Raw genomic sequence first — 24064 nt, forward strand, 5'->3', positions numbered from 1 at the left:
GGCCGGTGGGGCCTGCCGGATCCCATGATCCGGCAGGCCCCTCTCTCGTGCCCGTGCGTCCTACAGGGTGCGGCAGAGCAGGGCGTCGGGCGTCTTGCCCTTGGCCCAGGCACCGGTGAAGGCGATGCCCGCCGCGTACTCTCCGCCGGCGCACTGGCCCTTGTAGTTGCCCTGGGCGAACTCGCCGCCCGGGCCGCCGGCCGGGCGGTTGTCACCCCGGTCGAACCAGAGCGTGCGGCCGGTGACCGGGAGGGCCCGGACGGCGGCGGCGCACAGGACCGCGGAGACGGCCTGGCCGCGGACGCTGTAGCCGGTCATGAACTGGTCTCGGGGACACTGGAGTTTGGTGTAGCCACCGGCCCAGTCGCCCTCCCTGACGTACCGTTCGTCGGTCACGACGGTGAACCCGCCCGCCGGGTCGGCGAGTCGGCCGGTCCCCGTGTCCGTGCAGAGGCCGCGGCCGTCACGGTGCGCGAGCCCGACGAGCCGCAGCCCGTCGGGGCAGACGCCCTTGCGGGCGCCGTTGTCCCAGTCGCCCCGGGCGCGGGTGCGGAGGGACTGCACCGCGTCGGCGTGGTCGAGGTTCAGCATGCGCCAGGTGTCGGTGGCCGGCACGGGACCGGTCAGGCCCGGGGCGGTGACGAGTCGGCGCCAGTCGGCGGCGCGCCAGTCGGTGCCGTCGAGGATGCCGGAACGGCGGCCCTCGGTGTCGTAGTCGAGGAGCTTCCAGCGTCCGTGGCCGGTGAAGCCGACCAGCGGCCAGTAGGCGAAGTCGGTGTCGTTCGCGACGAGGTAGTCGACGAAGTTCCCGAACCAGGCGCGGGCCTTCGGGTCGGTCTCGTCGGCTCCGATGCCGAACTCGCTGATCCACAGCGGTGCGGTGTAGTGCCTGCCCGTGTCGGCGGCGACGAAGAAGGCCTGGCGGGAGAGGGTCGCGAAGAGGTCGTCGCGGGAGAGTTCCTGGTAGCGCCAGTCGTGGGTCTCGCCGGTGCCGGTCGCGCCGGTGTGGTTCGGGCCCGTGTAGCCGTAGAAGTGCGCCGAGTACACGAGCTTGTCCGAGGCGACGAGGGTGTGGGAGAGCGTCCTGGCCGGTTCGAGGGTGGGGCGCCAGTGGGAGAACCCGTCGGCGGGGATGCCCTGCCAGTTGATGCCCTCGACGATGACGAGGAGGTCGGGGTTGGCCTCGGTGAGGAGGCGGTCGCCGAGGCGCTGGGTGGCCGCCCACCAGTCGTGGTCGTCGCCCCAGCCCCAGTTGGCGTCGTCGGTGATGGTGCGGCGCACCTCGTTGTAGAGGTCGGCGCCGACGACCCGCTTGTTCTCCTTGTAGCGCCTGGCCGCGAAGAGCCAGTCGTTCTCCCACTGGGCGGTGGACTGGCTGGTGTTCCAGCGTTCGTTGCCGTCGAGGCCGCAGCACCAGCGGGAGGTGTTGGTGTGGTTGTTCAGGACCACGGCGAACCCGTCGGCCGTCGTCGCGGCGATCACCGCGTCGAACACCTGGAGCGGGGTCTTTCCGCGCAGCTGCGGGTTGGCCGCGACGGCCGCGTCGGGGACGGGCCGCTGGTCGTGGAGCATCTCGTTGGAGAACGGCAGGCGGATGCTGTTGATGCCGAGGTCGTGGAAGTCGGCGAGGATCCTCGCGATCGGTGTGCGGTCGAGGCCGAGGGGCAACTGGTCGGACTTCTCCCCGGCGTTGTGGTTCGCGGGGTCGGCCTTGTCGCCCGAGCCGGTCCACGAGCCCTGCGCGCCGTGCCAGTTGGCGGATCTGAGCTTGAAGCGGTCTCCGGTCGCGTCGACGATGTAGCGCCCCCGCGTGCTGAGCGGGGGCTGCCAGCTGTCGGCGAGCGCGGCGGGGGCCGCCACGGGAGCGGGGGCCGCCACGGGAGCGGGGGCCGTCACGGGAGCGGGGGCCGCCGGTGCGGGGGCCGCGGGGGCCGCCGTGGTCCCGGCAGCCAGGAGGGCCGCGGCGAGCGCGGCCCCCAGGAGTGTTCTGTTCACGATGTCCTTCGGGGGTGTGTGCGTGGGCGAGAGGGGTGGGTGCGTGGGCGAGAGGGGTGGGTCAGCCGGCCGCGGGGCCGGTCCAGTCGGCGGGCACGCGGGCGAGCCGTACCCGCTGGGGGTGGTCCCCGACGGCCACGGAGGCCACCCGCTGCCCGGTGGCGAAGTCGATCGCGGTGACCCGGTCGGCTCCGCTCTCGGAGATGACGCAGGAGCGGCCGTCGCCGCTCACGGTCGCCCAGTACGGCTTGGAGGCCTGGACGAGCGGGCCCTGCGCGAGGGTCTCCCGGTCGACGACGGTGACGTAGTCGTCCATCGTCCCGGCGACGCAGAGCTTGGCGCCGTCCGGGCTGATCGAAAGGCCGTGGTGGCGCGAGTCGTTGACCCAGGTGGTGCGGTCGGGGTCGGTCGCCGGGTTCGCCGGGAGGTTCTTGAGGCGGGTGATGCGGTCGGAGTCGACGTCGTACTCCAGGAAGCCGTTGAGGAACGAGACCTGGAAGTAGACCTTCTTCTCGTCCGGCGTGAAGACGAGCGGGCGGACGGCGTCGGAGAGGTCTCCGCGCCCGAAGGCGTCGAGGCGGGTGCGCATGTCGATGACGCGGACGGTCTCGAAGGTGCTCGCGTCGACGACGGTGATCTTCCGGTCCCCCTTGGACCAGTCGAGCCAGGGGGCGTCGAGGGCCGTGGTGACCTCGCCGATGGACATGTTCCAGAGGAGCCCGTCGGACGTGAAGACGTTCTCGTGCGGCTTGTCCCCCGTCTTGAACGAGCCGAGCTGGCGGCCGGTGGCGATGTCGAGGACGTGCACGGTGTTCGCCGTGGAGGCGGAGACCGCGACCCGGCTGCCGTCGGGCGAGACGGCCATGTGGTCCGCCCGGTAACCGGCCACGGGGAAACGCCAGTTGATCTTCCCGGTGCGCAGGTCGAGCGAGACGACGTCGGCGAAGCTGGGCCGGGAGACGACCATGGCGGATCCGTCGGGGGTGGCGTACATGTCGTCGACGAACTGGTCGTGGCCCTCGCCCGGTCCGCTGCGGACGCCTAGGAAGTAGGCGAGCCGGACGGGGTTGAGGTAGATCTCGCGGAGCCGCTGCTCCTTGTCGGGGATGACGTTCACTCGGCCGACACGCCCGAAGTCGCCCCGGGAGGCGATGACGTCGGCGGTGCCGTCCCAGTTGTTGCCGACGAACATCACCTCGCGCAGTCCGGCCGAGGCGGTCGGGCCCGGCGCGGTGGCCTGTTCCGGAGCGGATGCGGAACCCGCGCCGGCGGACGCGGCGACGAGGGCCAGGGAGGCGGCGACGGCCCCGAGGAGGCGGCGGGTCCCGGACGTACGGGGAGAGGGCATGGGGGGTCCTTCTTCCGTGGCGCGACGATGACTTACCGGAGGTAACCATGCGCGCGCCACACCCACAAGCCCCTGTCACGCCCCCCTTCGCGCCACCTCGCAGGCCCCCCTCGTGCGGGGTCGGGCCACCGTGCGGGACCATGGAATCCGGAACGCAGAAGGGACGGAACGGACGATGAGGCACCGCAGTGTCGCGGACCTGATGACGCCGGCCGCGGTCGCGGTACAGCGCGGGACCTCGTTCAAGGAGATCGCACGGCTCCTCGACGAGTACGGCATCACCGCCGTGCCCGTGGTCGACGACGACAACCGGCCGGTGGGCGTCGTCTCGGAGGCCGACCTGCTACGGCGACACGCCACCAAGGAGGGGCCGAGCACGGCGGAGGCCATGATGTCCAGCCCCGTCGTCACCGCCCGCCCCTCCTGGACGGCCGTCGAGGCGGCCCGCCTGATGGAGCGGCATCGGATCAAGCGCCTGCCCGTGGTCGACGCCGACGGCCGCCTGATCGGCGTGCTGAGCCGCAGCGACCTCCTCCAGCTCTTCCTGCGCCGCGACCGCTCGATCCAGGAGGAGATCCGCGAGGACGTCCTCGTCCGGATCATGCGCCTGTCCCCCTCCGCCGTGCACATCGAGGTCGACGAGGGCATCGTCACCCTCAGCGGCACGCTGGAGCGGCGGGGACTCGGCCCGATCCTGATGCGCCTGTGCGAGACCGTCGACGGCGTCGTCGAGGTCGTGGACCGACTGGGGTACGAGGACGCCGACGCGACGGCGCGGGGCGAGCTGCCGAACGGCGACGAGCGGGAGGGCGGCGAACGGGAGCTCGACGGGTGGGAAGGCGGCGAGCAGGAGCGCGACGGGTGGGAGGGCGGCGTGGGGTGACTCCCGGCGGAACCGCGGCAGGGTGGCCCTGAACACCCGCCGCCCGGCCGGATTCGCACGCCAGGGCGGCTCGGACCGCCCGGCTACCGGCCGGACCCGTGGGCCAGGCAGCGTCACCCCGGCCGCTACCGGCCGGACCCGTGGGCCAGGCAGCTCCAACCCGGCCGCTACCGGCCGGACTCATGCGTAGAGCAGCGCCCAACCCGTCGGCGTCCTGCCGTACTCGTGCGCCAGGGCAGCGCGCAGCGCACGCTCCCGGCGCCGGACTCGTGCGTCGGAGCAGCGCGAAGCGGCCGGCTCCCGGCCGGACTCGGCGTCCGGCCGGGGTCCCGGCTCGGCCGGCGGCCTCGTCAGGAGACCGCCTCCGGCCAGCCGTAGCCGGGGCCGGTGCGCTGGGGTACGGTCCCGGCGCCCACGGCCTCCATGTCCCGGTTGGCCTCCCGCATGAGCTTGCCCGCGAGGTCCTTCATCGCACGGCTGGCGGCGAGCTCGTCGCCGATCGCCGGTACGTCCACGTCCGCCGGGTTGCACCGGGCGGAGCCGTGGCCCGTCAGGGTCGTGGTGCCGGTGCTGAGTCGGGCCTCGGCCTTGGTCCTGCCGCCGTCCTCCACCACTTCCACGCCGACCGTCCACTCCAGAGTGCGGCTCATGGTCTGCCTCCTCGCACCGTCGGGCCGCGCGGAACCGAGACACGGCCCCTTCCGTTACCTCCAGGATCCATCGGCGGCGGCCGCGGCGCACGGGGACGGGCCCGCCCCGACGGAACCCGCCGGGGCCGTACGGGCGAGGCCGCCCGTGCCGTACGGCCGAGACGGCTCGCGCGCGCCCGACGCGCCTCGGGCGCGCGGCCCTGGACCGCCTGGGTACGCGGCCCGAGACGGCTCAGGCGGGCCTCAGGGCGCGCGGAAGAGGGTGGGGAAGCGCGGGGCGAGCCAGGGCTTGCGGCCCCAGCCGAGCGCCCTGCCGCGGGCGATGGCGGGCCAGGGGTCGATCCGGCCGAGGGCCAGGAGGAGGAAGGTGACCGGCTCGGTGAGGATCTTGCAGTCGGGCCGCGCGGGCGGCTCGTGGGCGACCCCGACCCGGCCGTCGGTGATCGTGACGCCGAAGCCGGGGCCGCCCCGGAGCCGTACCGCGAAGCTCGCGGTGAGGCCGGCGACGGCGTCCGGGTCCGCCACCTGCGGCATCGCATGGATCATGAAGGGCATGCTGAGCCGCACCCGGTGCGCGTCGACCATGTGCGGACGGCGCAGGGCGAGGGCGAGGTCGTAGCCGTGGCCGAGCATGTGGGTCAGCAGGTACGAGCCGAGGACGGCCGGGCTCATCACGCCGAGCGGGGTGGTGACCGACTCGTCCGGGTCGCGCTCCTCGACGGAGTCGAGGAAGGCGAGGGCCTGGGCCGTGATCATCTCCGCGAGCGGGCCGGGCGCCCGCTCCGCGAACCCCGCGAGGGCGCGTTCGTTGGCCTCGGCCAGGCTGCCGGGGGTGCCGTCGCCGTACGGCCGCCGGCGCCCCGCGGCCAGGTCCGCCATCAGCGCGTTCGCCTGGGCGAGGTGCGCGGCGGCCTCACCCACCGTCCAGGTGGAGCGGGGCACGGGCAGCCCGCCGCCGTGACCGGTGGAGTTCTCTCCCGCGGCGCCACCGGCGGCGTCATCGGCCGCCGGGCCGTCGCCCCGCGTTCCCGCGACCTCCGCCGTACGCAGCACGGCCGCGATGTCCTCGGCCGTCCCCCGTATCGCCTCGGCGAGCCCGCCGGGGAGCACCCCGCCCGTTCGTCCCGTCATGGATCCGCCCCTCCCTAGACTCCGGCGACTCCCCCTGGAGTACCGGTAGGCCAGGGACCGTACCAGCGAGTAGCTCCGGCGGTACCGGTCGCGTCGGCAACGATCTCGCAGAACCGCGGGCAGGTGGCCAGGTCGGCGTGTCCGCAGTCCAGCGCGCCTTCGCCGAGGTCGAGGCAGGCCTGTGCCTCGGCGATCCGACGCCGCAGCACCTCGCGGTGCCCAGCGAGGCGCCGCCGCCGGTCCCCCGGGTCGCCGGCCCTCGGCAGATCACGGATGCCGTCGAGCGCGGGGCCCGCCTGCTTGGCCCGCAGGACGAAGGCCACCCGGGTCACGTGCGCGTGCTGCCCCTCGTGAAGGGCCTCGCGGACACGGCGGTACGGGCCGGCGCCGCCCCGCCCGACCGGGCGGCGGCGTGGGTCGCCGACCAGCACGACCGCGCCGCGTCGGACCGCCTCTTCCTCGTCGTCCCCTTCTTCACGGCGGCGACGCGCCGGAGTTGACGCCGCCGATGCCGGGACGGCGCCCGTGCGGGCGCTGATGTCGGCGCGGGCGCAAGCGCGGGTGTCGGTGCAGGCACAGGCGCGGATGTCGACTCAGGCGAGGGCGCAGGCTCAAGCAAGTGCGCAGGCTCAGGCGAAGGCACAGGCCAGGGCTCAGTCGTCTGCGCGGGCGCCGCCCCGCCCCGCGGGTGTCACCTGTTAGCTTCCTCCCCATGCCGAACCATCAGGACGAGACGAGGACGGCCTACGACGGGGTCGTCGACCTGTACGCGTCGCTTTTCGCCGACCGTTTGGAGAGCCGGCCCTTCACCCGGGCCATGCTCGGCAGCTTCGCCGAGTTGGTCCGCGACACGGGCAACCTCTGGACGGCCGACGTCGGATGCGGGCCCGGGCACCTGACGGCCATGCTCCACGACCTGGGCCTCGACGCCTTCGGCCTCGACCTCTCGCCCGGCATGGTCGACCACGCGCGGCGGGCCCACCCGGCCCTCCGCTTCGACGAGGCCCGCATGGAGTCCCTGCCCGTCGAGGACGGCGCGCTGGGCGGCGTGCTGGCCCACTACTCGATGATCCACACCCCGCCCGCCGAACTGCCCTCGCTCCTCGCCGAGCAGGCACGCGCGCTGGCGCCGGGCGGCCTGCTCCTGGTCTCGTTCTTCGGCACCGACGGACCGGAGCCGGTCCGCTTCGACCACAAGGTGGCCCCCGCCTACAGCTGGCCTCCGGACCTCTTCGCCGCCCTGCTGACCGACGCCGGCCTCGCCCCGTTCACCCGCCTCCTCCACGACCCGGCCTCCGAACGGGGCTTCCTCGACGTCCACGTGATGGCCCGGCTTCCCTAGGCACGCGTCACCCGGTCAGCCGACGAGGAGGTCCTTCTTCAGGCGCTTCAGCTCGCGGTGGTCGAGGCCGAGGGCGTCGTCGAGGTAGCGGTCGAAGGAGCCGAACTTCGCGTCGACTTCGGCGTAGCCGGAGGCGAGGTACTCGGGGCGGACGTCGAGGAGGGGCTTGTAGACGGCGGCTTGCTGGGGCGGGAGGTGGCCGAGGAGGGCGTCGTTGGCGGCCTTGCGGTAGGTGTTGCTGGCGAGGTAGTCGGCCATGACGGTGTCCCTGGGCACGCCGAGGGCGGTCAGGAGGGCGGCGTTGGACCACCCGGTGCGGTCCTTGCCGGCGGTGCAGTGGAAGAGCACGGAGCGCGCGTCGTCCGCGCGGATGCCGTCGAGCACCTGGCCGTAGGCCTTCTTGCCGCCGTCGCCGCTGACCATGGCCTTCTCGGCGTCGATCATCATCTGCTCGGCCTCGGCGGGGGTCTTCGGCATGGCCTGGAAGGCACCCGAGCCCGCGAAGACGTCCGCGACGACGTAGTCGGCGCCGGCGGGGACCTTGTCGGGGTTCTTGGCCCGCTCGTCGGCCGTGCGCAGGTCGAAGACGGTGTTGACGCCCAGACGCCGGAGCGTGGCCTCGTCGTCGGCGGTCAGCCGGTCGAGGGCGTCCGAGCGGTAGACCTCGCCCATCCTGACCCACTGGCCGGTCTCGGTGCGGTAGCCGCCCGCGTCGCGGAGGTTGACGGTCCCGGAGAGCCGGACGAGGCGGTCGGCGAGCCGCAGGCCCTGGCCGCGGTCCGCCTGGAACCGGAACCACTGGCGGTCGGCCGCGGGCAGGCCGGTGACCACGGCCCGGCCGGTGGCGCCGCCCCTGGCGACGACCCTGCCGTTCGCGTGGATCTCGACGCGCTTGACGCCCTGCGCCTTCCATGCGAGCGCGAACGAGCCGTCGGCGCCCGCGGTGACGGTGGCCTCGGTGAACGGGACGGCCTGGCCGGAGCGGTGCTGGTCGGCGTGGCGGGGCAGGTGCCGCTCGGCGGCGGTGGCGGCCGGCGCGGAGGGCAGGCCGAGGGCGAGGGCCGCGACGAGGACGGTCGTGGACAGGGTTGCCTTGTTCATGGCCGCGACTCTGAGCGGCGGGGGCGAACGTCGCATGAACACGGCATGGCCGGAAACCGCCCCACCGAGGGCAGATGGCAAAACATGCCACCTGTGCACACCATGCAGAGGGTGGGGCGGGTCCCGCCGGGTTACGACGCGCTCACCGCGGCCCGCCGCAGGAGCGCGACAGCGGCGCCCGCCGCGACGAGAAGGGCCAGGGCCGCGTACCCGTAGGTGAGCGTCGCCAGGGTCGCCACGCCGCCACGCCGCCACGCCGCCACGAGGAGCGGGCCCCCGGCGTGCGGGAACGCAACGACCCCGCCGCCCGCCCGGGGAGGGCGGACGGCGGGGCTGTGTGGCGTGGCGAGGCGAGGCGAGGTAGACGGCGGGTCAGCCGGCCTTGGGGCCCGTCGTGACGTGGCGCTCGAAGGCGCGGAACGCGGCTTCCTGGCGCCATTCGACGGCGGCCTTGGGGCTGGCGTCGAGGAGGCGGCGGCAGTTGGGGCGGAGGCGGTCGGAGCCGGGCTCGTCGTGGCGGCAGGCGCCGGCGAGGCGGTAGCCGTCACGGGTCGGGTTGCCCTGCCACAGGCTCGCGCCCGGCAGGAAGGCGTACTCGAGGGAGGCGCGGGCCAGGTCCTTCAGTTCGCGGTAGGTCAGGCCGTACGTCTCGGCGGCGTACCGGTACTCGTGGGTGACGTCGATCCGGGAGACGCCCGGGTCGTCGGTGGCGAGGACGACCGGGACGCCGTGGGCGCGGTACGTCTCGAAGGGGTGGTCGGCACCCTTGACGCCGAGGATCTGGGCGTTGCTGGTGAACGGCACCTCGACGGCGACGCGCCGCGCGGCCATCGTGTCCGCCACCCGCTGCCAGTCGTTCTCGTGGACCAGGTCGACGCCGTGCCCGATGCGGTCGGCACCGGCCACGTCCACGGCCTCGCCGATGTGGAAGGTCAGGTCCGCGGGCTTGACGAGACCCGGCCACAGCTCGCCCGCGTGGAGGGTCAGGTGGGCCTTCGGGTACACGCCGCGCAGGTACTTCAGCATCCGCATCTGGGTGCTGTAGTTGGCCAGGGAGGTGTCCCAGTCCTCGGGCTGCACCAGGTTGACGGCGACGAAGCGCGGGTCGGCCTCGGCGAGGCGCATGCCGAGCGCCATCTGGGTGAAGACCCGCTCGTTGGTGCTGCCGCGGTTCACCTGGGAGATCCAGCGCACGGTCAGCCCGCAGCCGGGGCGCGGCGCTTCGGTGGCGCACCCGGCCTCGGTGCGGAACTCGGCGTCGCCGTCGTCGGCCTCCTTGCGGGCCTCGGCGACGATCTTGTCGAGCTTGCCGTCCGCGACGAGCTTCCCGTGCATCCGGGCCAGGTCGGCGTCCCAGCCGACCTCGTTCGCGAGCTTCTTCGCGCTCTCCGAGGCCGGGCTGACCATGGTCTCCAGGTAGAACTGGTTCTGCTCGACCACGGTGTCGGCGAACTCGGCGAGCAGCTTGCCCCGGTTCCGCCAGGTCACCTCGCCGAACTTGCCGAAGGTGTCGAAGAAGTGGTCGTGGCCGTTCCCGCCGGGCGGGAAGTCCTGCATCGACCACGCCCGTACGAGGGCGTCGTGGAAGGCGCGGTCGGTGTCGGCGTCGGTCGCCGGCCTCGTGCCCGGTCCGCACGGCGGCACGACCGCCGTCATCGTCGTCGTGTCGACGCACAGCCCGTCCTCGCCCGCGAGCCTGATCAGGTACTCGGTGCTCACCGCGCCGGACAGGTGGTTGTGCAGCTCCCCGCCCTTGGGCAGGGCGCGGAAGAACGCCTGGAGCGCGGCCGGGTCGTCGCGGATCGAGGCGAGCCGTGCGGAGGCCACCACCTCGCCGGCCGTCGACGTCGGCCGCGGCGCGACCGCGGTCCCGCCGGGGGCGCCCGGTGCGGCACTCGCCGGGCCCGCCGGGGCGGCGACGGCGGCCGGCAGCAGGCACAGCGCGGCGACGAGTAGCGAGCGGCGGCGCGAAGTGCGGCGCGGGGCGGGGTGGTTGGGGTCTCGTGGGGGTACGGAAATGATCACTCCGGCATGATCACCAGTAACCGCCCGTCCTGGGGCCCGTGACGGGCCCTTCGCCCGCCACACCACCCGCACGAGGGATCCACTCGTACGGAACGACGAGTGCGCGAACGGGCGTTCCGGGCGGAGTCGGCACCTTGGCCGACTCCGCCGGCGCCGTCGGCGTGCTCTCCGGGGTCGACACCGCCCCCGGATCGCTGACGGGGCCCGTGCAGGAGCTACTTCGCGGGCCTGACCATGATGATCGATTCCAGCTTGTCGGTGCTGTTCCAGAGCAGTTCGATGCGGGTGCCGGTGTCGGGCACCTTGACGCTGCTGTAGGGGTTCGCCGCGTCCCAGTAGGAGTGGGCGCGGTCGTCGAAGGTCGGGACGCCGGGGGAGCTCGGGATGCCGGTGAGGGCGTCGGCCCTGGGGAGGGTGATGCTGTCCGTGGGCTCGAATCCGAAGGTGGAGTCGTAGGACTGGACCCGGGTGCGCATCAGCGTTCCGTCGGCCCAGCGCAGCGGTGCCGGGTGGGCGTCGACGGGGAGGACGAGGCCGCTGCCGGGGTGGTGGTAGACGTTGTTGTCGTCCTGCGAGGTGTCCCAGAACCAGATCAGCAGGCCGTTCTGGTACGGAAAGTGGTTCACCCACCTCGGACGGGCGGCGGAGCCGAAGACGTACGGGCCCGTGCGCAGGGTGGTGTCGTAGGAGACGTACTGACGGTTTTCCACCAGGTAGTACTGCGGGTGGTCCTTGGTGAAGGTGCCGGTGGTCCGGGTGAAGCCGCGGGTGGTCCAGCCGTTGTCGCCCTGCTCGGCGCCGTCGGCGAACAGGGCGGTGCCGTCGGCGGTGACGCGGAGTTCGTCGAGGGCGAGGCCCTTGAGGTGGGTGCTGCCGTCGGTGGTGACGCGGAAGCGGATCTCGACGGTCTTGCCGGCGTACGCGTCGAGCGGGTAGGAGAGGGTGCCCCAGGCGTTGCCCGAGTCGGCGGTGAGGGCCGGGGTGTCGCTGGGATTGAGCGGGATCGGTTCGCCGTCGAAGGTGCCTGCCAGGGCGGTCCAGGACCGGCCGCCGTCGGTGGAGACGTCTGCGTAGCCGTAGTCGAAGTCCTCCTCCAGTTCGTACCAGGCCTTGGCGGTGAGCGTGGCCGACGTCCTGCCGGTGAGGTCGACCTTGCGGGTGAGGGTGGCGTTCTGGTTGTCGGCGCTGCCGCTCCACCAGGTGCGGGCGCCGTCGTACGGGGTGGTGATGTGCGTGGTGACGGTCTTCTTCGGCAGCTCCACGAGGAGGGCCTGGGGAAGCTTGGAGTTGTACTCGGCGGGGCCGGTGCGGTGCACGGAGAGGGTGGCGGCCTTCGCCTCGTCGTAGGTGAGCCAGCCGAGCTGGAGCTTGCTCCAGGCGTCCAGGTCGGCCGGCTTGTCGCCGATCTCGTCCGTGCCCTCGCCGAGCCAGGAGCCGGAGTTCATCAGGGACCAGTAGCCGACGGAGTTGTCGACGCCGTGACCGCTGGTGTCGTAGAGGTCGGGCAGGCCGAGGTCGTGGCCGTACTCGTGGGCGAAGACGCCGAGGCCGCCGTTCTCGGCCTGCATGGTGTAGTCGCCCGCCCAGATGCCGGTGTTGCCGACGGGGGTTCCGCCGAGTTCGTTGCCGGACGGGCCGTTCTTGCCGGCGCCGGATCCGTAGACGTAGCTGCGGTGGGCCCACAGCGCGTCGGTGCCCTGCGCTCCGCCCCCGGCGGACTGGTCGACGCCGGCGTGGACGATCTGGAAGTGGTCTATGTAGCCGTCCGGCTCGTCGAAGTCGCCGTCGCCGTCGTGGTCGTTGCGGTCCCACCGGTCGTAGGGAGCGACGGCGTCCTTGATCCGGTCGTCGCTCAGCCCGGCGGCCTTCCGGCCCGCCACCCAGGTGTCGATGGCGTCGCGGACGAGGTCCTGGGCGTTGGCGCAGACGGTGTCCCCGCAGTAGTCGGATCCGTAGCGGGCCTCGTTCCACGGAACCTTGACCCAGTCGGTGACGGTGCCCTCGACGGAGTAGCGGCCGGACGACTGCTTCTCGTAGTAGGTCTTGAGGGAGTCCTCGGTCGAGCTGAAGTACAGGTCCTGGTAGTGCTGCCGGTCGTAGTCGGCGCGCCAGGCGGTGGAGTTGTCCTGGGAGCGGTCCGGCCGGGCGATCTCGTTGTGCGCCGGTCCGGGTCGTCCGCCGTACTTGAGGGTGCCGTCGGGGAGCTTGGTGGTGGTGTCGACCTCGTTGCCGAACTCGACGAGGATGGTGAAGATCCGGTCGGTGCGCCGGCGTGCGAGTTCGACGTACTGCCCGTCGCCGAGCTTGATGGAGCTACCGGCGCCGTGCTTCTCGACGGCGGCGTCGCCCGCGACGAGCTGCTCGACCGCGGTCTTCCGGTCTGCTTCGGCCTTCTCCGTGAGCGGTCCGGGAAGGTTGTGCCCGGCGGCCGGTGCGTCGGCGGGGTCACGGTGGAGCGGAGCGGTGAGGGCCGGTTCGGCTGCGGTGGCTGTGGCGGCTGTGGTGGGGAACGCGGCCGTGCCGAGCGTGGTGGCGACCGCGATCGCGGCGGCCGCCGCGGCCTTGGCGGATGTCTTCACGTGGTGCTGTCCTCCGGGTGGTCGGCTCGCGCCGGTGCGGGTGGGCGGCGCGCCTCGGGAGCGGTCCGCCGTACGGGGCACGCCAGCCCGATGGGGGTCGGACCGGCGCGTCGCCGGCGGGTCGGCGCCGTAGGGGTTTCGGGCCGACCCGCCGCTGGTGGGCCTGCGTCAGGAGGCGGCGCAGGTGGTGATGTAGGTCTGCTTGGTGCAGGTGATGGTCGCGGTGGTGGTGCCGGTGGCGCCCTTGGCGTCGGTGACCGTCAGCTTGGCCGTGTAGGTGGCGGTGGCGGCCGGGTAGGTGTGGCTGGGCTTGAGGTCGGTGCCGGTGGTGCCGTCGCCGAAGTTCCACTGGTAGGAGGCGACGGTGCCGTCGGGGTCGTAGGAGGCACTGGCGTCGAAGCCGCACCAGGCGGCTGCGGTGCAGAAGCGGCTGAAGGCGGCGACGGGCTTCTCGTTGAGCGCGGGGTCGGTGGCGCGCAGGTAGGTGCTGTTGCCGCTGACGCGGCCGCTGCTGTCGGTGGCGGTCAGCTTGACCTTGTAGAGGCCGTAGGCGTTGTAGGTGTGGGTGGGCTTGACGCCGGTGCCCGTGGTGCCGTCGCCGAAGTCCCACCGGTAGGTGAGGCCGTTGCCGGTGGAGAGGCCGGCGTCGAGGGTGCAGGTCTTGCCGGTGTTGTCGCAGCCGCCGGTGAAGGTGGCGTCGGGGCCGCCGGTACCGCCCGCGGGGAAGAGCGCCGGGTCGTGGAGGTCGAGGAGCGGTTCCTTGGCGCCGTCGCCGGAGTTGTCGGTCCAGTCGGAGTTGCCGGCGTTGACGAGCTTGTCGCGGACGGCGAGGACTCCGGCCCGGTCCTTGGGCTTGTTGGTGCCGCGGGTGAGCCAGGCGGCGGCGCCGGCCACGTGCGGGGCGGCCTGCGAGGTTCCGTTGTAGTTGGAGTAGCCGCCGTTCTTGAACGCGGACTGGATGCAGTCGCCGGGGGCGGTGATGTCGACGCCCTTGCCGAAGTTGCTGAAGTCGGCGAGGGAGTCGTCGGTGTTCTTGTCGTTCTTGTTGCACCAGGCGAAGGTGCCCTGGCCGCCGGCCTTGCCGTCGGCGTCGGCGAGGGCCGAGACGGTGATGGCGTCGGGGATGTTGGCGGGGCTCTGGTGGGAGACGTCGCGGTGGTCGTTCCCGGCGGAGACGACCACGACGATGCCCTTGGAGATCGCCCGGTTGACCGAGTCGACGACGGCCTGCTCGGTGCCGTCGAAGCCGATGGAGATGTTGGCGACCTCGATCTCGTCGGCGTGGGCGGTGACCCAGTCGATGCCGTTGACGATCTCCTCGGTGGTGCCGTAGCCCTCGCTGTTGAGGGTCTTGACGGACCACAGGCGCGCGCCGGGGGCGATCCCGACGTGGCCGATGCCGTTGTCGAGGGCGCCGATGATGCCGCCGACGTTGCTCCCGTGCCCGTTGTCGTCGGTGCCGGCGTTGTCCACGCACGAGGCGACGCCCACGCAGTTGACGCGGCGGACCACGTTCAGGTCGGGGTGGTAGTAGTCGGTGCCGGAGTCGATGACGGCGACGTCGACGTCGGTGCGCTGGTCGGCTCCGTCACCGACCTTCAGGCCGGTGTGGGAGGCGGTGAAGGTGCGGTTGACGCCGTTGGGGGTGGTCTGGCCGTCGGCGTGGCCGACGGCGGACGCCGCCACGTACTTGACCGCCGGATTGGAGCGCAGTGCGGCCGCGGCGCCGGGGGTCAGGCGCGCGGAGAACCCGTGGAGGGCGGAGCGGTACACCGAGCGCAGTTGGACGCCGCTGACAGAGCGGGCGACGGACGCCGGGTCGGTGGCGGTGCCGTCCTTGAGGACGACGATGTAGCCGGAAGCCGGCTGCGGGGTCGCGGCCACCGGGCTGGTTCCGGCGAGGCCGGCTGCGGTGGCGAGGGCCAGTACGGCGCCTATCGCGGTCCGTCTCATGCTTCCTCCGTGCAATAGGGGGGCGGGGATGCGGAGAACGGTAGGGCGGCGTAAGGCTGTTGAGGCGTGGCAGATCCGACAGTGACGGGTATCCGACATGCACGGAGGGCTTCCCGGCACGAGGAATCGGGCACTCGTGGTGGAGGGGCGCGGGGCCACCGGACCTGCAGGGGGCGGCGGGTGACCGGCGACCGCCACCGCCTCGTTCCGCAGCAGTCGATAGGATGCCGCCCGTGCTGGACGCCTTGGGAATCTCCGCGCAACAGGAAGAGCTCTACCAGGCTCTGCTGCGCCATCCGGAACGGACGGCTGCGGAGCTCGCCGAAGTCAGCGGCCAGCCGGCCGCGGCCGTGCGGCGCCACCTCCACGAGCTGCAGGGCCAGGGGCTGGTGATCCGGACCCCCACCCGCCCGGCCAGGTTCCGACCCGCGCCCCCGGACCTGGCGATCTCGGTCCTGGCGAGCACCCTGCACCAGCGCATCGACCAGGCCAAGCTGGCGGCCGCGGAACTCACCGCCCTGTGGCAGCAGGGCCGTATCGAGCACGAGCCACCGGTCCAGATCGTGCAGGGCGCCGACGCCAACGTCCGGTACTACCAGCAGGTCCAGCACTCCACCAGCAGCGAGGTGCTCACCTTCGACATGCCGCCCTACGTCCTCTCGGGGATGGCCGCTCAGGCAGAGGTCCAGCTGGAGCTGATGGCCAAGGGAGTCACCTACCGCACGGTGTACGACCGGACCGCCCTGGCCGGCACCGAACAGCTGGAACTGGCCCGGACCCTCAACCGACAGGGCGAGAAGGCCCGTGTCGTCGACGGACTGCCGCTCAAGCTCCTCATCGCGGACCGGACGACCGCACTGGTCCCGTTCGTGCTGGCGGACGAGCGCCAGACTCTGGTGCTGAAGGCGTCTCCCCTGCTCGACGGTCTGCTCGCACTCTTCGAGTTCCAGTGGGAGCGCGGTACGCCGTTGTGGGGCACCGGCCGGGCCGCAGACGACATCAGCGAGGAGGACGTCCGACTCCTCGGCTTCGCGGCTGCCGGACACACCGACGAGATCATCGCCCGTCGGCTGGGCGTGAACAGACGCACTGTCGAACGCCGCATGCGGCGGCTCATGGACCGTCTGGGCGCGCGCACCCGCTTCCAGGCGGGCATCCAGGCCGCACGAATCGGCCTGCTCGGCTGACCCCCGGCGCGGCACCGGACCGCGACCGTGCGGTGAAAGCCTTGCGGTGCGCCGCTCGGGGTCGCCGCTTGCCTCAGCCCAACAGGCCTTGGCGGCCCGCCTGCAGTCCGGCCTGGAATCGGGTGCGCGCGCCCAGGCGGTCCATCATCTGGCGCATCCGGCGCTCGACGGTGCGCTTGCTCAACCCCGTCATGCGGGCGATCGACTCGTCGGTGTAGCCGGCTGCCGCGAAACCCAGCAGCCGCTCGTTCACCGGGTCGATGCCCATGGGTGTCGACGCCCACAGCGGGGCCGCGCGGACCCACACGAGCTCGAACAACGCCACCAGGGCGTCCAGCAGAGGCGATGCGTCGAGCACCACGCTGCGCCGGACACCCGACACCGCGAACGGGACCAGGCCCGCCGACCGGTCGGTGACCAGCAGCTTGAGCGGCACCCCGTCATAGACCCGGGCCTGCTCTCCGGCCCGCACCAGGGCCATGACGCGCTCCATCTGGCCGGGCTCCGCGAGGGAGGAACGGTCGTACACCGTCCGGTAGCTCACCCCCTCGGCCATGCGCCGCACCTGCAGGTCGTGCTGCGGCTCGATCCCCTCCTCCAGGTACGGGGGACGGTCGAAGGTCAGCACCTCCCTGCGGGCGGCGAGCTGGGTCTGCAGGAAGCGCTGGGTGTTGACGTCTCGGCCGTGGACGACCTCGATCGGCACGTGGCGGCCGCGCTCGGCCGCGACCCACAGGTCGGTCAGCTCGCTGGTGGCGAGCTTCGCCTGCTCGATCTGCCGATGCCGGACCAAGGCGAGGACCTCGATGGCCAGGTCGGGTGCAGCGCCCTGGTAGCGGACCGGGGTGCCGGGCAGCCGGCACACCAGTCCCTTCTCCTCCAGCGCCTTCAGCAGCCGCCGTGCGGCGCCGGGCTCGACACCGATCCCTTCCGCGACGTCCGTCGCCGCGCAGTCCGACAGGCCGAGCACGAGCCTGTACGCGCGCTCCTCCTCCTCCGTGACCCCGAACGGCCCCAGCACCATGTGTTCGCCCTCTCCGTGCCGCAAGAACGTGAGCACCCTACGCATGACCACTCCTCGTCCGACATGCCGGAAACCCGACACTGTCGCTTCTTCGACACCCTCCGCGGCAACGGTCCGTCCGGCCGCCCGCGGCAGCGGTCCGCCCGGCCGTCGCGGAGCCGTGCGTCCGACTCCGTCGGGTCCGGTCCGGCTCCCGGTGGCGTCCGCCACCCCGCCGGACGCGCGAGGCCCGGCACGGCCGGGGCCGTACCGGGCGGACCGGGAGGGGTGGTCTCCCGGGGCATGCGGGGTGGGTCAGCCGATGGAGCAGGTCATGTAGTAGGGGAACTTGGTGCAGGTGACCTTGGCGGAGCCGGTGCCCGTGCCGCCCTTGTCGTCGGTGACGGTCAGCGTGGTCTGGTACGTGCCGGAGGCGTTGTACGGGAACTCGTGACTGATCTCGGCACCGGTGCCGGTGGTGCCGTCGCCGAAGTTCCAGGCGTACGAGGCGAGGGTGCCGTCCGGGTCGTAGGAGCCGGCGGAGCTCAGCGAGCAGTGGCCGTTGATCGTGCAGAAGCCGGAGACCTTGGCGGTGGGCTTGTCGTTGTGGTTCGGGGCGAGCAGCCGGAAGGTGGTCTGGTTGCGGCCGGAGCGGCCGGACGAGTCGGTGACCGTCAGCTTCACCGTGTAGGTGCCGTAAGCCGCGTAGGTGTGGGAGGGCTTGACGCCGGTGCCGGTGGTGCCGTCACCGAAGGCCCAGCTGTAGGAGAGGCCGCTGCCGCTGGTGAGCGAGGCGTCGAAGGTGCAGGCACGGGTGGCCCGGTCGCAGTCGGGGACGAAGGTCGCCTGGGGCGCGGCGGTGCCACCGGCCGGGTACGCGGCCGTGTCGGTCACGTCGAGGAGGGGTTCCTTGGCGCCGTCGCCTGAGGTGTCGGTCCAGTTGGCGTTGCCGGTGGCGACGAGGCGGTCGCGGACGGCGAGGACTCCGGCCCGGTTGGTGGGCTTGGCGCTGCCGCGGGTGAGCCAGCCGGCCGCGCCGGCCACGTGCGGGGCGGCCTGCGAGGTGCCGCTGTAGTTGGAGTAGCCGCCGTCCTTGAACGCGGAGCGGATGCAGTCGCCGGGAGCCGCGAGGTCGACGCCCCGTCCGAAGTTGCTGAAGTTGGAGAGCGTGTCGTCCTTGTTGGTGTTCTTCGCGTTGCACCAGGCGAAGTCACCGAGGCCGCCGGGCTTTCCGTCGGCGTCGCTGAGCGAGGAGACGGTGATGGCGTCGGGGACGTTGGCGGGGCTCTGGTTGGCGACGTCGCGCTTGTCGTTGCCGGCGGAGACGACGACCACGACGCCCTTGGCGATGGCCCGGTTGACGGCGTCGTTGACCGACTGGACCGTGCCGTCGAAGCCGAGGCTCAGGTTGACGACCTCGATCTCGTCGGCGTGCGCGGTCACCCAGTCGATGCCGTTGACGATCTCCTCGGTGCTGCCACTGCCCTTGCTGTTCAGCGACTTGACCGACCAGAGCCGCGCGCCGGGGGCGACGCCGACGTACCCGATGCCGTTGTCGAGTCCACCGACGATGCCGGCGACGTTGCTGCCGTGCCCGTTGTCGTCCATGCCCGCGTTCTCCACGCAGGAGGTGACGCCGACACAGTTCACCCGGCGGACCACATTGAGGTCCGGATGGGTGTAGTCGATCCCGGAGTCGACGACCGCGACGTCCACGTCGACCCGCTCGTCCCGTCCGTCGCCCACCTTCAGCCCGGAGTTGGCGGTGGTACCGATACGGGCGGTGCCGTTGGGCGTCACCTGCCCGTGGGCGTGGGCGACGGCCGACTTCTCGACGTACGCGACGTTCGGGTCGTTCCGCAACGCGACCACGGCCGCCGGCGTCAGCTCGGCGGAGAAGCCCCTGAGCGCCGAACGATAGACCGAGCCGAGCTCGACGCCCGCGGCGGACCGGGCGACGGCAGCCGGATCGGTGGTGACACCGTCCTTCAGGACGACGACGTAACGACCGTCTTGGCCGGCCGACGCCACGCCGCTCTGCACCGACGCCGACGCCGACGCCGACGCCGGAACCGTACCCAACGCTGCGGCCACTGCCAGCGTGAGGCCCGCGGATATCGCGAACCGCTTCATGCTTCCTCCTGGTGAGGGGGGTGGGGATGTCGGCCAGACAGTAGGGCCGACGAAGCGTCAGCAGTACGCCGGATAACCGACACTGCCGCTATTCCGACACCAGGAGACAGACGGATCACAGGCATGTTCACCAAGGCCCGAACTCACGCGCATCGTCACGTACGACCGCCATGTGGGGCGCCGCGACGCCGTGGTCCAGCAGCTCAGGACCGCACTGTCGACGTATACGAGCAGCGGGCCACGGTGCGGCCCGTAGTGGCATCGCCGCCAACCTGCAGAACGACGCGCAGGGTGGGTGGCCAGCTGGTTCGCCCCCTCCGCCAGGCGGGAGGCGCCGTGGGGGGGGAACCAGTGGAGATCGAGGTGTTGCCGATCATCTCCGCTACGAGCTCGGGCTGCTCCCCATGGCTCGGGCGCGACGGAGAAGGCGCGCGGAACGGAGACCCGGATCGGCTCGCTCAACCAACCGCAGCAACCGGCCCCTTGCGTTGAGGTCGCCCCCGAGAGCCACCGGCTGCATGGGTCAGACGAGCTCGCGTGGGTCGAGCGGCCTGTGCCAAAGGTTGCGGCGGTGGGTCGTGTCGTACGTGGCGAGGAGCGGGGACGGCGGCACGGCCAGTACGGGGCACACCGCGTGGGTCTGGCAGTACCGGGCGACAGAGCGGTGGACCAGGCGGCGTAGGGGGCCGCGGGCTCCGGTGCCCACCACCAGGAGGTCGTCGGGGTCCTGGGCGAAATCGACGAGCGCCGCGCCCGGGGTGCCGCAGACCGTGGCGCCCTGGACCGTGACCTCCGGACGCCCGGGCCCGAACGCCGCGTCGAGCGCCTCGCGCAGCCGGTCGCCGGCCGTCGTGCGGCACTGGGCCACGGCCGAGACGTGAGCCGAGACGTGAGCGGAATAGCGGCTGCCTAGTTCTCCACCGGGCATCTCCCAGGCCAGGACGGCCCACAGTTCCGCCCGGCGCAGACGGGCCTCGGCGGCGGCGCGGTGCAGCGCCGTCAGAGAGCCGAGGCTCCCGCTCACTCCGACCACTATCCTCGGCACTGGCTCCCCCTTCGTTTCGTGGCGCGCCGCTTCCCGCGGTCGTTTCTGCGCCCTCCGCGATTCCGCGTTCGACACGGAACCGGAACCCGATACAACAGTGGGGAGGAACGCCGAGGCGGTTCCGCTGACGCGATTCTGACGTCGCCGTACGCGGCTCTGACGCAGTTCTTACGCGTCTGGTGCGCCGGCGATGACGCGCTCGCCACCAGATGTCGACGCTCCACACGACGATCGCCCGGCGTTGCCGCGCGCCCACGTGCTCCCCCCACCCCCTCGCCCCTCGCCCCCAGGGTTGAGCGTCAGTCGACCCCGAGGCGCCACAGAGAGGTCGTCTCGCCCACGCGGGACCGGTGCAGGGGATCCGAGGGGACCGCGGCTCGCGGGTGACGCGACTTCGTGACCGTGCGGGACAGCACACGCAGGCCTGCTGCCGCGATGGCGTCTTCGAGCTCCGTTCGGCTGCGGAGTCCGAGACGTTCGGCCAGGTCGGAAAGGATCAGCCAGCCCTCTCCTCCCGGCTCCAGATGGTTCGGAAGGCCGGTGAGAAAGCGGCGTGGCATCCGGCTTTCGGAGTCGTAGACCGCCCGGTCGAGCAGTGTGCGGGGAGGGCCGGGGAGCCAGGGCGGGTTGCAGACGATCAGGTCGGCCCTGCCCGCCGGAAAGAGGTCGGCGTGCCGTACGGCGATCCTGTTCGACAGTCCCTGCCGGGCGATGTTGTCGCGGGCGCAGTGCACGGCACGTGCGTCCTGGTCGGTGGCGGCGACATGCCGCAGGCCACGACGCGCGAGCGCGACCGACAGCACGCCCGTACCGGTGCGATGTCGAAGGCCGTGGCCCCGCTGGGAAGTTCCGCCTCGGCCACGAGGTCGACCGAGACCCGGCTGGAGAAGAAGTAGAGAGTGTCGCAGCACACCCCGGCAGCCGACCCTTCGCCCTTGCGGCGCCCTACGAACACGACCGCCTCAGCCGGCTCCCACGTCGCCGCGCCGCCGGTGTCCGTGACCGTGACCGTGACCAGCTGTCCGTCAACGGGGGCGGTCGAGGAGACGGTCACGTCCTGGCCGAGCATCGCGAAGACACCGAGGGCATCGATCGCGCACATGGACCATACGGTCACAGGTCCCGAAGGTCCCTCTCGCAGCAGTCCTGCTCGTCCGCCCCCTGGGGCCTGAGCGCTCCTGCCAGCGCCTCGCGCAGAGCCTCGACGCTCGGTGCGCCGTCGGTGCGGCCCTGAGCGTCGCGGTAGAGGCGGCACGAGACCGATGGCTGAGCACCAGGGACCGGAAACGGGTCGACTCCGTCGAGAAGGACGGTCGGTGAGCCGGTCATTCCCCACCGGGCCGCGCCGTCCTCCCCCGACACCTCGACGAGTTCGACGAGTTCGACGAGTTCGACGAGTTCGACGAGTTCGATTCCAGCGTCACCGCCGCCGAGTGCGGCCGTGATCCGCTCCCGTACGACCCGTGCGTTCGGGCAGTCCGGCACCGTGAGGATCGTGATCCGCATCCCGCTGCCCTTCCACTTCGATGAGCTCGCGACTCGCGCCCGGAGATCAGAGCCAGCCGTTGCGGCGGAAGCCCCGGTGGATGACGAAGCAGGCGACGGCCATGACGCCGAGGACCACGGGGTAGCCGTAGGTCCAGCGTAGTTCGGGCATGTGGTCGAAGTTCATGCCGTACACGCCGCACACCATGGTGGGGACCGCGATGATCGCGGCCCAGGCGGTGATCTTGCGCATGTCCTCGTTCTGGGCGACGGTCACCTGCGCGAGGTGGGCCTGGAGGATCGAGTCGAGGAGCGTGTCGTACGAGGCGACCTGCTCGCTGACCCGCGCCAGGTGATCGACCACGTCACGGAAGTACGCGCGTATCTCGTCCGCGATGATCGGCACCGGCTCGGACGCCAGCCGCTGGAGGGGGCGGCCCAGTGGAGCCACGGCCCGCTTGAGTTCGAGGAGCTCGCGCTTGAGCTGGTAGATCCGGCCGACGTCGCTGCGGTGGCCCTGCTCGGAGAAGACCGCGGTCTCGATCGCGTCCAGGTCGTCCTGAACGGCCTCCGTGACGGCGAGGTAGTCGTCGACGACATGGTCCGCGATGGCGTGCAGCACCGCGGAGGGCCCCTTCTGGAGCTGCTCGGGCTCCGATTCCAGGGCCTCGCGGAGCGGCCCGAGCGAGCCGTGTCCCCCGTGGCGGATGGTGATGACGAAGTCGGGTCCGGTGAAGGCCATCAGCTCGCCCGTGTCCACCACCTCGCTGGTGGAGGTGAGCTCGTCGTGCTCCACGTAACACACCGTCTTGAAGACGGCGAACAGCACGTCGTCGTACTGCTCCAGCTTCGGCCGCTGGTGGGCGTGGACCGCGTCCTCCACCGCGAGCGGGTGCAGCCCGAACAGCTCGGCGAGCCCCGCGAACTCCTTCTCCTCCGGTTCGTGCAGGCCGATCCACACGAACCCGTCACCCGCCTTGCGCACGCGCCGCACGGCCTCCTCGACCGACCGGACCCCGTCCTGCCGCACGCCGTCTCTGTAGACCACGCAGTTGACCACGGCGCTGCCGAGGGGCGACCGCGCCGGGTGACTGAGGTCGACAGCACGCCGGTACGTCCGGCGGACGGCGCTGCGCAGGCGGTGAATCATCGACACGAGGTGCTCCTTCGGCAGATCGCCGGACAGTCTGCCACCCGCTCCTTTGGGGCAACAGGCAGGAGCACCCATCCTCGGCATCGCATTCACCTTCAATCCATTGCAACACGCCAGGGAGGCCTTGTTGCGTTAGATTCAGAACCATTGCAACGAAATCTCGCAACTGACCTGCATTGATGGCGTTTTTGCGCAACAAAGTGCTTGCCGATACCTCGAACGCAACGTAGCTTTTCCTTCATCGGAAAGAGCGAGGCGAACAGGCGCCCGCTCCACACGAAGGAGAAGCACCATGCAGAACTTCGACACCGCCGCCGCGATCGTCGCCGTCCTCGCCGTCCCCGCGGGCCGCATCAGCCTCATCGCCTCCGACCGGACCGACACCACCGTCGAGATCCTGCCCGCCGACACCTCCAAGAGCCGCGACGTGAAGACCGCCGAGCGGACCGAGGTCACCTACGCCGACGGCGTCCTGCGGATCGAGGTCCCGAAGACGAAGAACGGGATCCTCGGGGACGCCGGCTCCATCGAGGTGACGGTCCGGCTGCCTGCCGGCTCCCGCGTCGAGGCCCGGGCCGCCGCCGCCGAACTCCGCACCACCGGCCCTCTCGGCGACATCGCCTTCGAGGGCGCGTACCGCCAGATCAAGATCGACGAAGCCGCGAACCTCCGCCTCACCGCCACCGACGGCGACGTCGAGGTCGGCCGGATCGCCGGCTCCGCCGAGATCACCACCGCCCGCGGCGACATCCGCATCGCCGAGGCAGTGAGCGGCACGGTCACCCTGACCACCCAGAAGGGCGACATCGCGGTCGCGGCCGCGGCCGGTGTCTCGGCCTCCCTCGACGCCGGCACCGCCTACGGCCGCGTCAGCAACTCCCTGAAGAACGACGGCACCTCCGGCCTGAGCATCAAGGCGACGACGGCCTACGGCGACATCGCCGCCCGCAGCCTCTGACCCCGCACCCCGCCTCCCAAGGAGCGTCATCCATACCGCCCAGGGGCTGCGTGCCCGACACCACGTCGGCGTACGCCGCCCCCTTCCGCGTCA

19 protein-coding genes and 1 pseudogene are annotated in these 24064 nt (G+C 71.9%); 4 read left to right on the forward strand and 16 right to left on the reverse strand.

Annotated features, from left to right (window positions below):
* Positions 1–60: 60 nt before the first annotated feature.
* Positions 61–1995, reverse strand: coding sequence for a glycoside hydrolase family 5 protein (locus ACFCY7_RS21850; RefSeq protein WP_376487504.1), 1935 nt, complete (start codon positions 1993–1995; stop codon positions 61–63).
* A gap of 61 nt (positions 1996–2056) precedes the next feature.
* The gene (locus ACFCY7_RS21855; protein WP_376487505.1) at positions 2057–3343 is read right to left on the reverse strand and encodes a YncE family protein; all 1287 of its coding nucleotides are present in this window, start codon (positions 3341–3343) and stop codon (positions 2057–2059) included.
* A 175-nt stretch (positions 3344–3518) separates the two neighbouring features.
* On the opposite strand from ACFCY7_RS21855, the gene ACFCY7_RS21860 reads away from it, so the two are divergent.
* Entirely contained in the window at positions 3519–4226 is a 708-nt protein-coding gene (locus ACFCY7_RS21860; protein ID WP_376487507.1) for a CBS domain-containing protein, read from the forward strand.
* A gap of 350 nt (positions 4227–4576) precedes the next feature.
* Here the strand turns inward: ACFCY7_RS21860 and ACFCY7_RS21865 are convergent, their stop codons facing one another.
* The 3 genes from ACFCY7_RS21865 to ACFCY7_RS21875 form a co-directional block, all read right to left on the reverse strand.
* Positions 4577–4876 (reverse strand): dsRBD fold-containing protein, encoded by a 300-nt coding sequence (locus tag ACFCY7_RS21865; protein WP_376487508.1) that lies wholly within the window; start codon positions 4874–4876, stop codon positions 4577–4579.
* Positions 4877–5119: 243 nt separating this feature from the next.
* Positions 5120–6007: a maleylpyruvate isomerase family mycothiol-dependent enzyme gene (locus ACFCY7_RS21870; RefSeq protein ID WP_376487510.1), complete on the reverse strand. Its 888-nt coding sequence runs from the start codon at positions 6005–6007 to the stop codon at positions 5120–5122.
* A gap of 14 nt (positions 6008–6021) precedes the next feature.
* Positions 6022–6438, reverse strand: a complete 417-nt coding sequence (locus ACFCY7_RS21875) for a MerR family DNA-binding protein (protein WP_376487511.1) — start codon at positions 6436–6438, stop codon at positions 6022–6024.
* A 281-nt stretch (positions 6439–6719) separates the two neighbouring features.
* Between ACFCY7_RS21875 and ACFCY7_RS21880 the strand changes: the two genes are divergently transcribed.
* On the forward strand, positions 6720–7349 hold the full coding sequence (locus tag ACFCY7_RS21880; protein WP_376487513.1) for a class I SAM-dependent methyltransferase: 630 nt from the start codon (positions 6720–6722) through the stop codon (positions 7347–7349).
* A gap of 15 nt (positions 7350–7364) precedes the next feature.
* Here the strand turns inward: ACFCY7_RS21880 and ACFCY7_RS21885 are convergent, their stop codons facing one another.
* The 4 genes from ACFCY7_RS21885 to ACFCY7_RS21900 form a co-directional block, all read right to left on the reverse strand.
* Positions 7365–8450 carry a tyrosine-protein phosphatase gene (locus ACFCY7_RS21885; protein WP_376487515.1) on the reverse strand — a complete coding sequence of 362 codons (1086 nt, stop codon included), beginning with the start codon at positions 8448–8450 and terminating at the stop codon, positions 7365–7367.
* 372 nt (positions 8451–8822) lie between these two features.
* Positions 8823–10391, reverse strand: coding sequence for an adenosine deaminase (locus tag ACFCY7_RS21890; protein ID WP_376487558.1), 1569 nt, complete (start codon positions 10389–10391; stop codon positions 8823–8825).
* A 299-nt stretch (positions 10392–10690) separates the two neighbouring features.
* Entirely contained in the window at positions 10691–13054 is a 2364-nt protein-coding gene (locus ACFCY7_RS21895; protein WP_376487516.1) for an immune inhibitor A domain-containing protein, read from the reverse strand.
* Positions 13055–13222: 168 nt separating this feature from the next.
* On the reverse strand, positions 13223–15007 hold the full coding sequence (locus ACFCY7_RS21900) for a S8 family serine peptidase (RefSeq protein ID WP_376487519.1): 1785 nt from the start codon (positions 15005–15007) through the stop codon (positions 13223–13225).
* 233 nt (positions 15008–15240) lie between these two features.
* On the opposite strand from ACFCY7_RS21900, the gene ACFCY7_RS21905 reads away from it, so the two are divergent.
* Complete coding sequence (locus ACFCY7_RS21905) at positions 15241–16194, forward strand: TrmB family transcriptional regulator (protein WP_376487520.1); 954 nt, start codon at positions 15241–15243, stop codon at positions 16192–16194.
* A 73-nt stretch (positions 16195–16267) separates the two neighbouring features.
* Here ACFCY7_RS21905 and ACFCY7_RS21910 read toward each other — a convergent pair whose 3' ends face one another.
* The 7 genes and pseudogenes from ACFCY7_RS21910 to corA form a co-directional block, all read right to left on the reverse strand.
* Positions 16268–17263 (reverse strand): helix-turn-helix domain-containing protein, encoded by a 996-nt coding sequence (locus ACFCY7_RS21910; RefSeq protein WP_376487522.1) that lies wholly within the window; start codon positions 17261–17263, stop codon positions 16268–16270.
* 249 nt (positions 17264–17512) lie between these two features.
* A complete protein-coding gene (locus ACFCY7_RS21915) occupies positions 17513–19330 on the reverse strand; it encodes a S8 family serine peptidase (protein ID WP_376487523.1) in 1818 nt (605 codons plus the stop codon).
* Positions 19331–19853: 523 nt separating this feature from the next.
* On the reverse strand, positions 19854–20375 hold the full coding sequence (locus ACFCY7_RS21920) for a universal stress protein (protein WP_376487525.1): 522 nt from the start codon (positions 20373–20375) through the stop codon (positions 19854–19856).
* Between the two features lie 299 nt (positions 20376–20674).
* Positions 20675–21178 (reverse strand): methyltransferase, encoded by a 504-nt coding sequence (locus ACFCY7_RS21925; protein ID WP_376487527.1) that lies wholly within the window; start codon positions 21176–21178, stop codon positions 20675–20677.
* Positions 21179–21282: 104 nt separating this feature from the next.
* Positions 21283–21477: pseudogene (gene merB, locus ACFCY7_RS21930) on the reverse strand (organomercurial lyase); the annotation flags it as partial.
* An 11-nt stretch (positions 21478–21488) separates the two neighbouring features.
* Complete coding sequence (locus ACFCY7_RS21935; RefSeq protein ID WP_376487528.1) at positions 21489–21881, reverse strand: alkylmercury lyase; 393 nt, start codon at positions 21879–21881, stop codon at positions 21489–21491.
* A gap of 46 nt (positions 21882–21927) precedes the next feature.
* Positions 21928–23010, reverse strand: coding sequence for a magnesium/cobalt transporter CorA (gene corA / locus ACFCY7_RS21940; protein WP_376487560.1), 1083 nt, complete (start codon positions 23008–23010; stop codon positions 21928–21930).
* Between the two features lie 295 nt (positions 23011–23305).
* Here corA and ACFCY7_RS21945 point away from each other — a divergent pair, with 295 nt between their 5' ends.
* Positions 23306–23971, forward strand: a complete 666-nt coding sequence (locus tag ACFCY7_RS21945) for a DUF4097 family beta strand repeat-containing protein (protein ID WP_376487529.1) — start codon at positions 23306–23308, stop codon at positions 23969–23971.
* The last annotated feature ends 93 nt before the right edge of the window (positions 23972–24064 follow it).

Origin of the sequence: Streptomyces sp. NPDC056361 (genome assembly GCF_042262805.1) — a bacterium.
Taxonomy (GTDB): domain Bacteria; phylum Actinomycetota; class Actinomycetes; order Streptomycetales; family Streptomycetaceae; genus Streptomyces.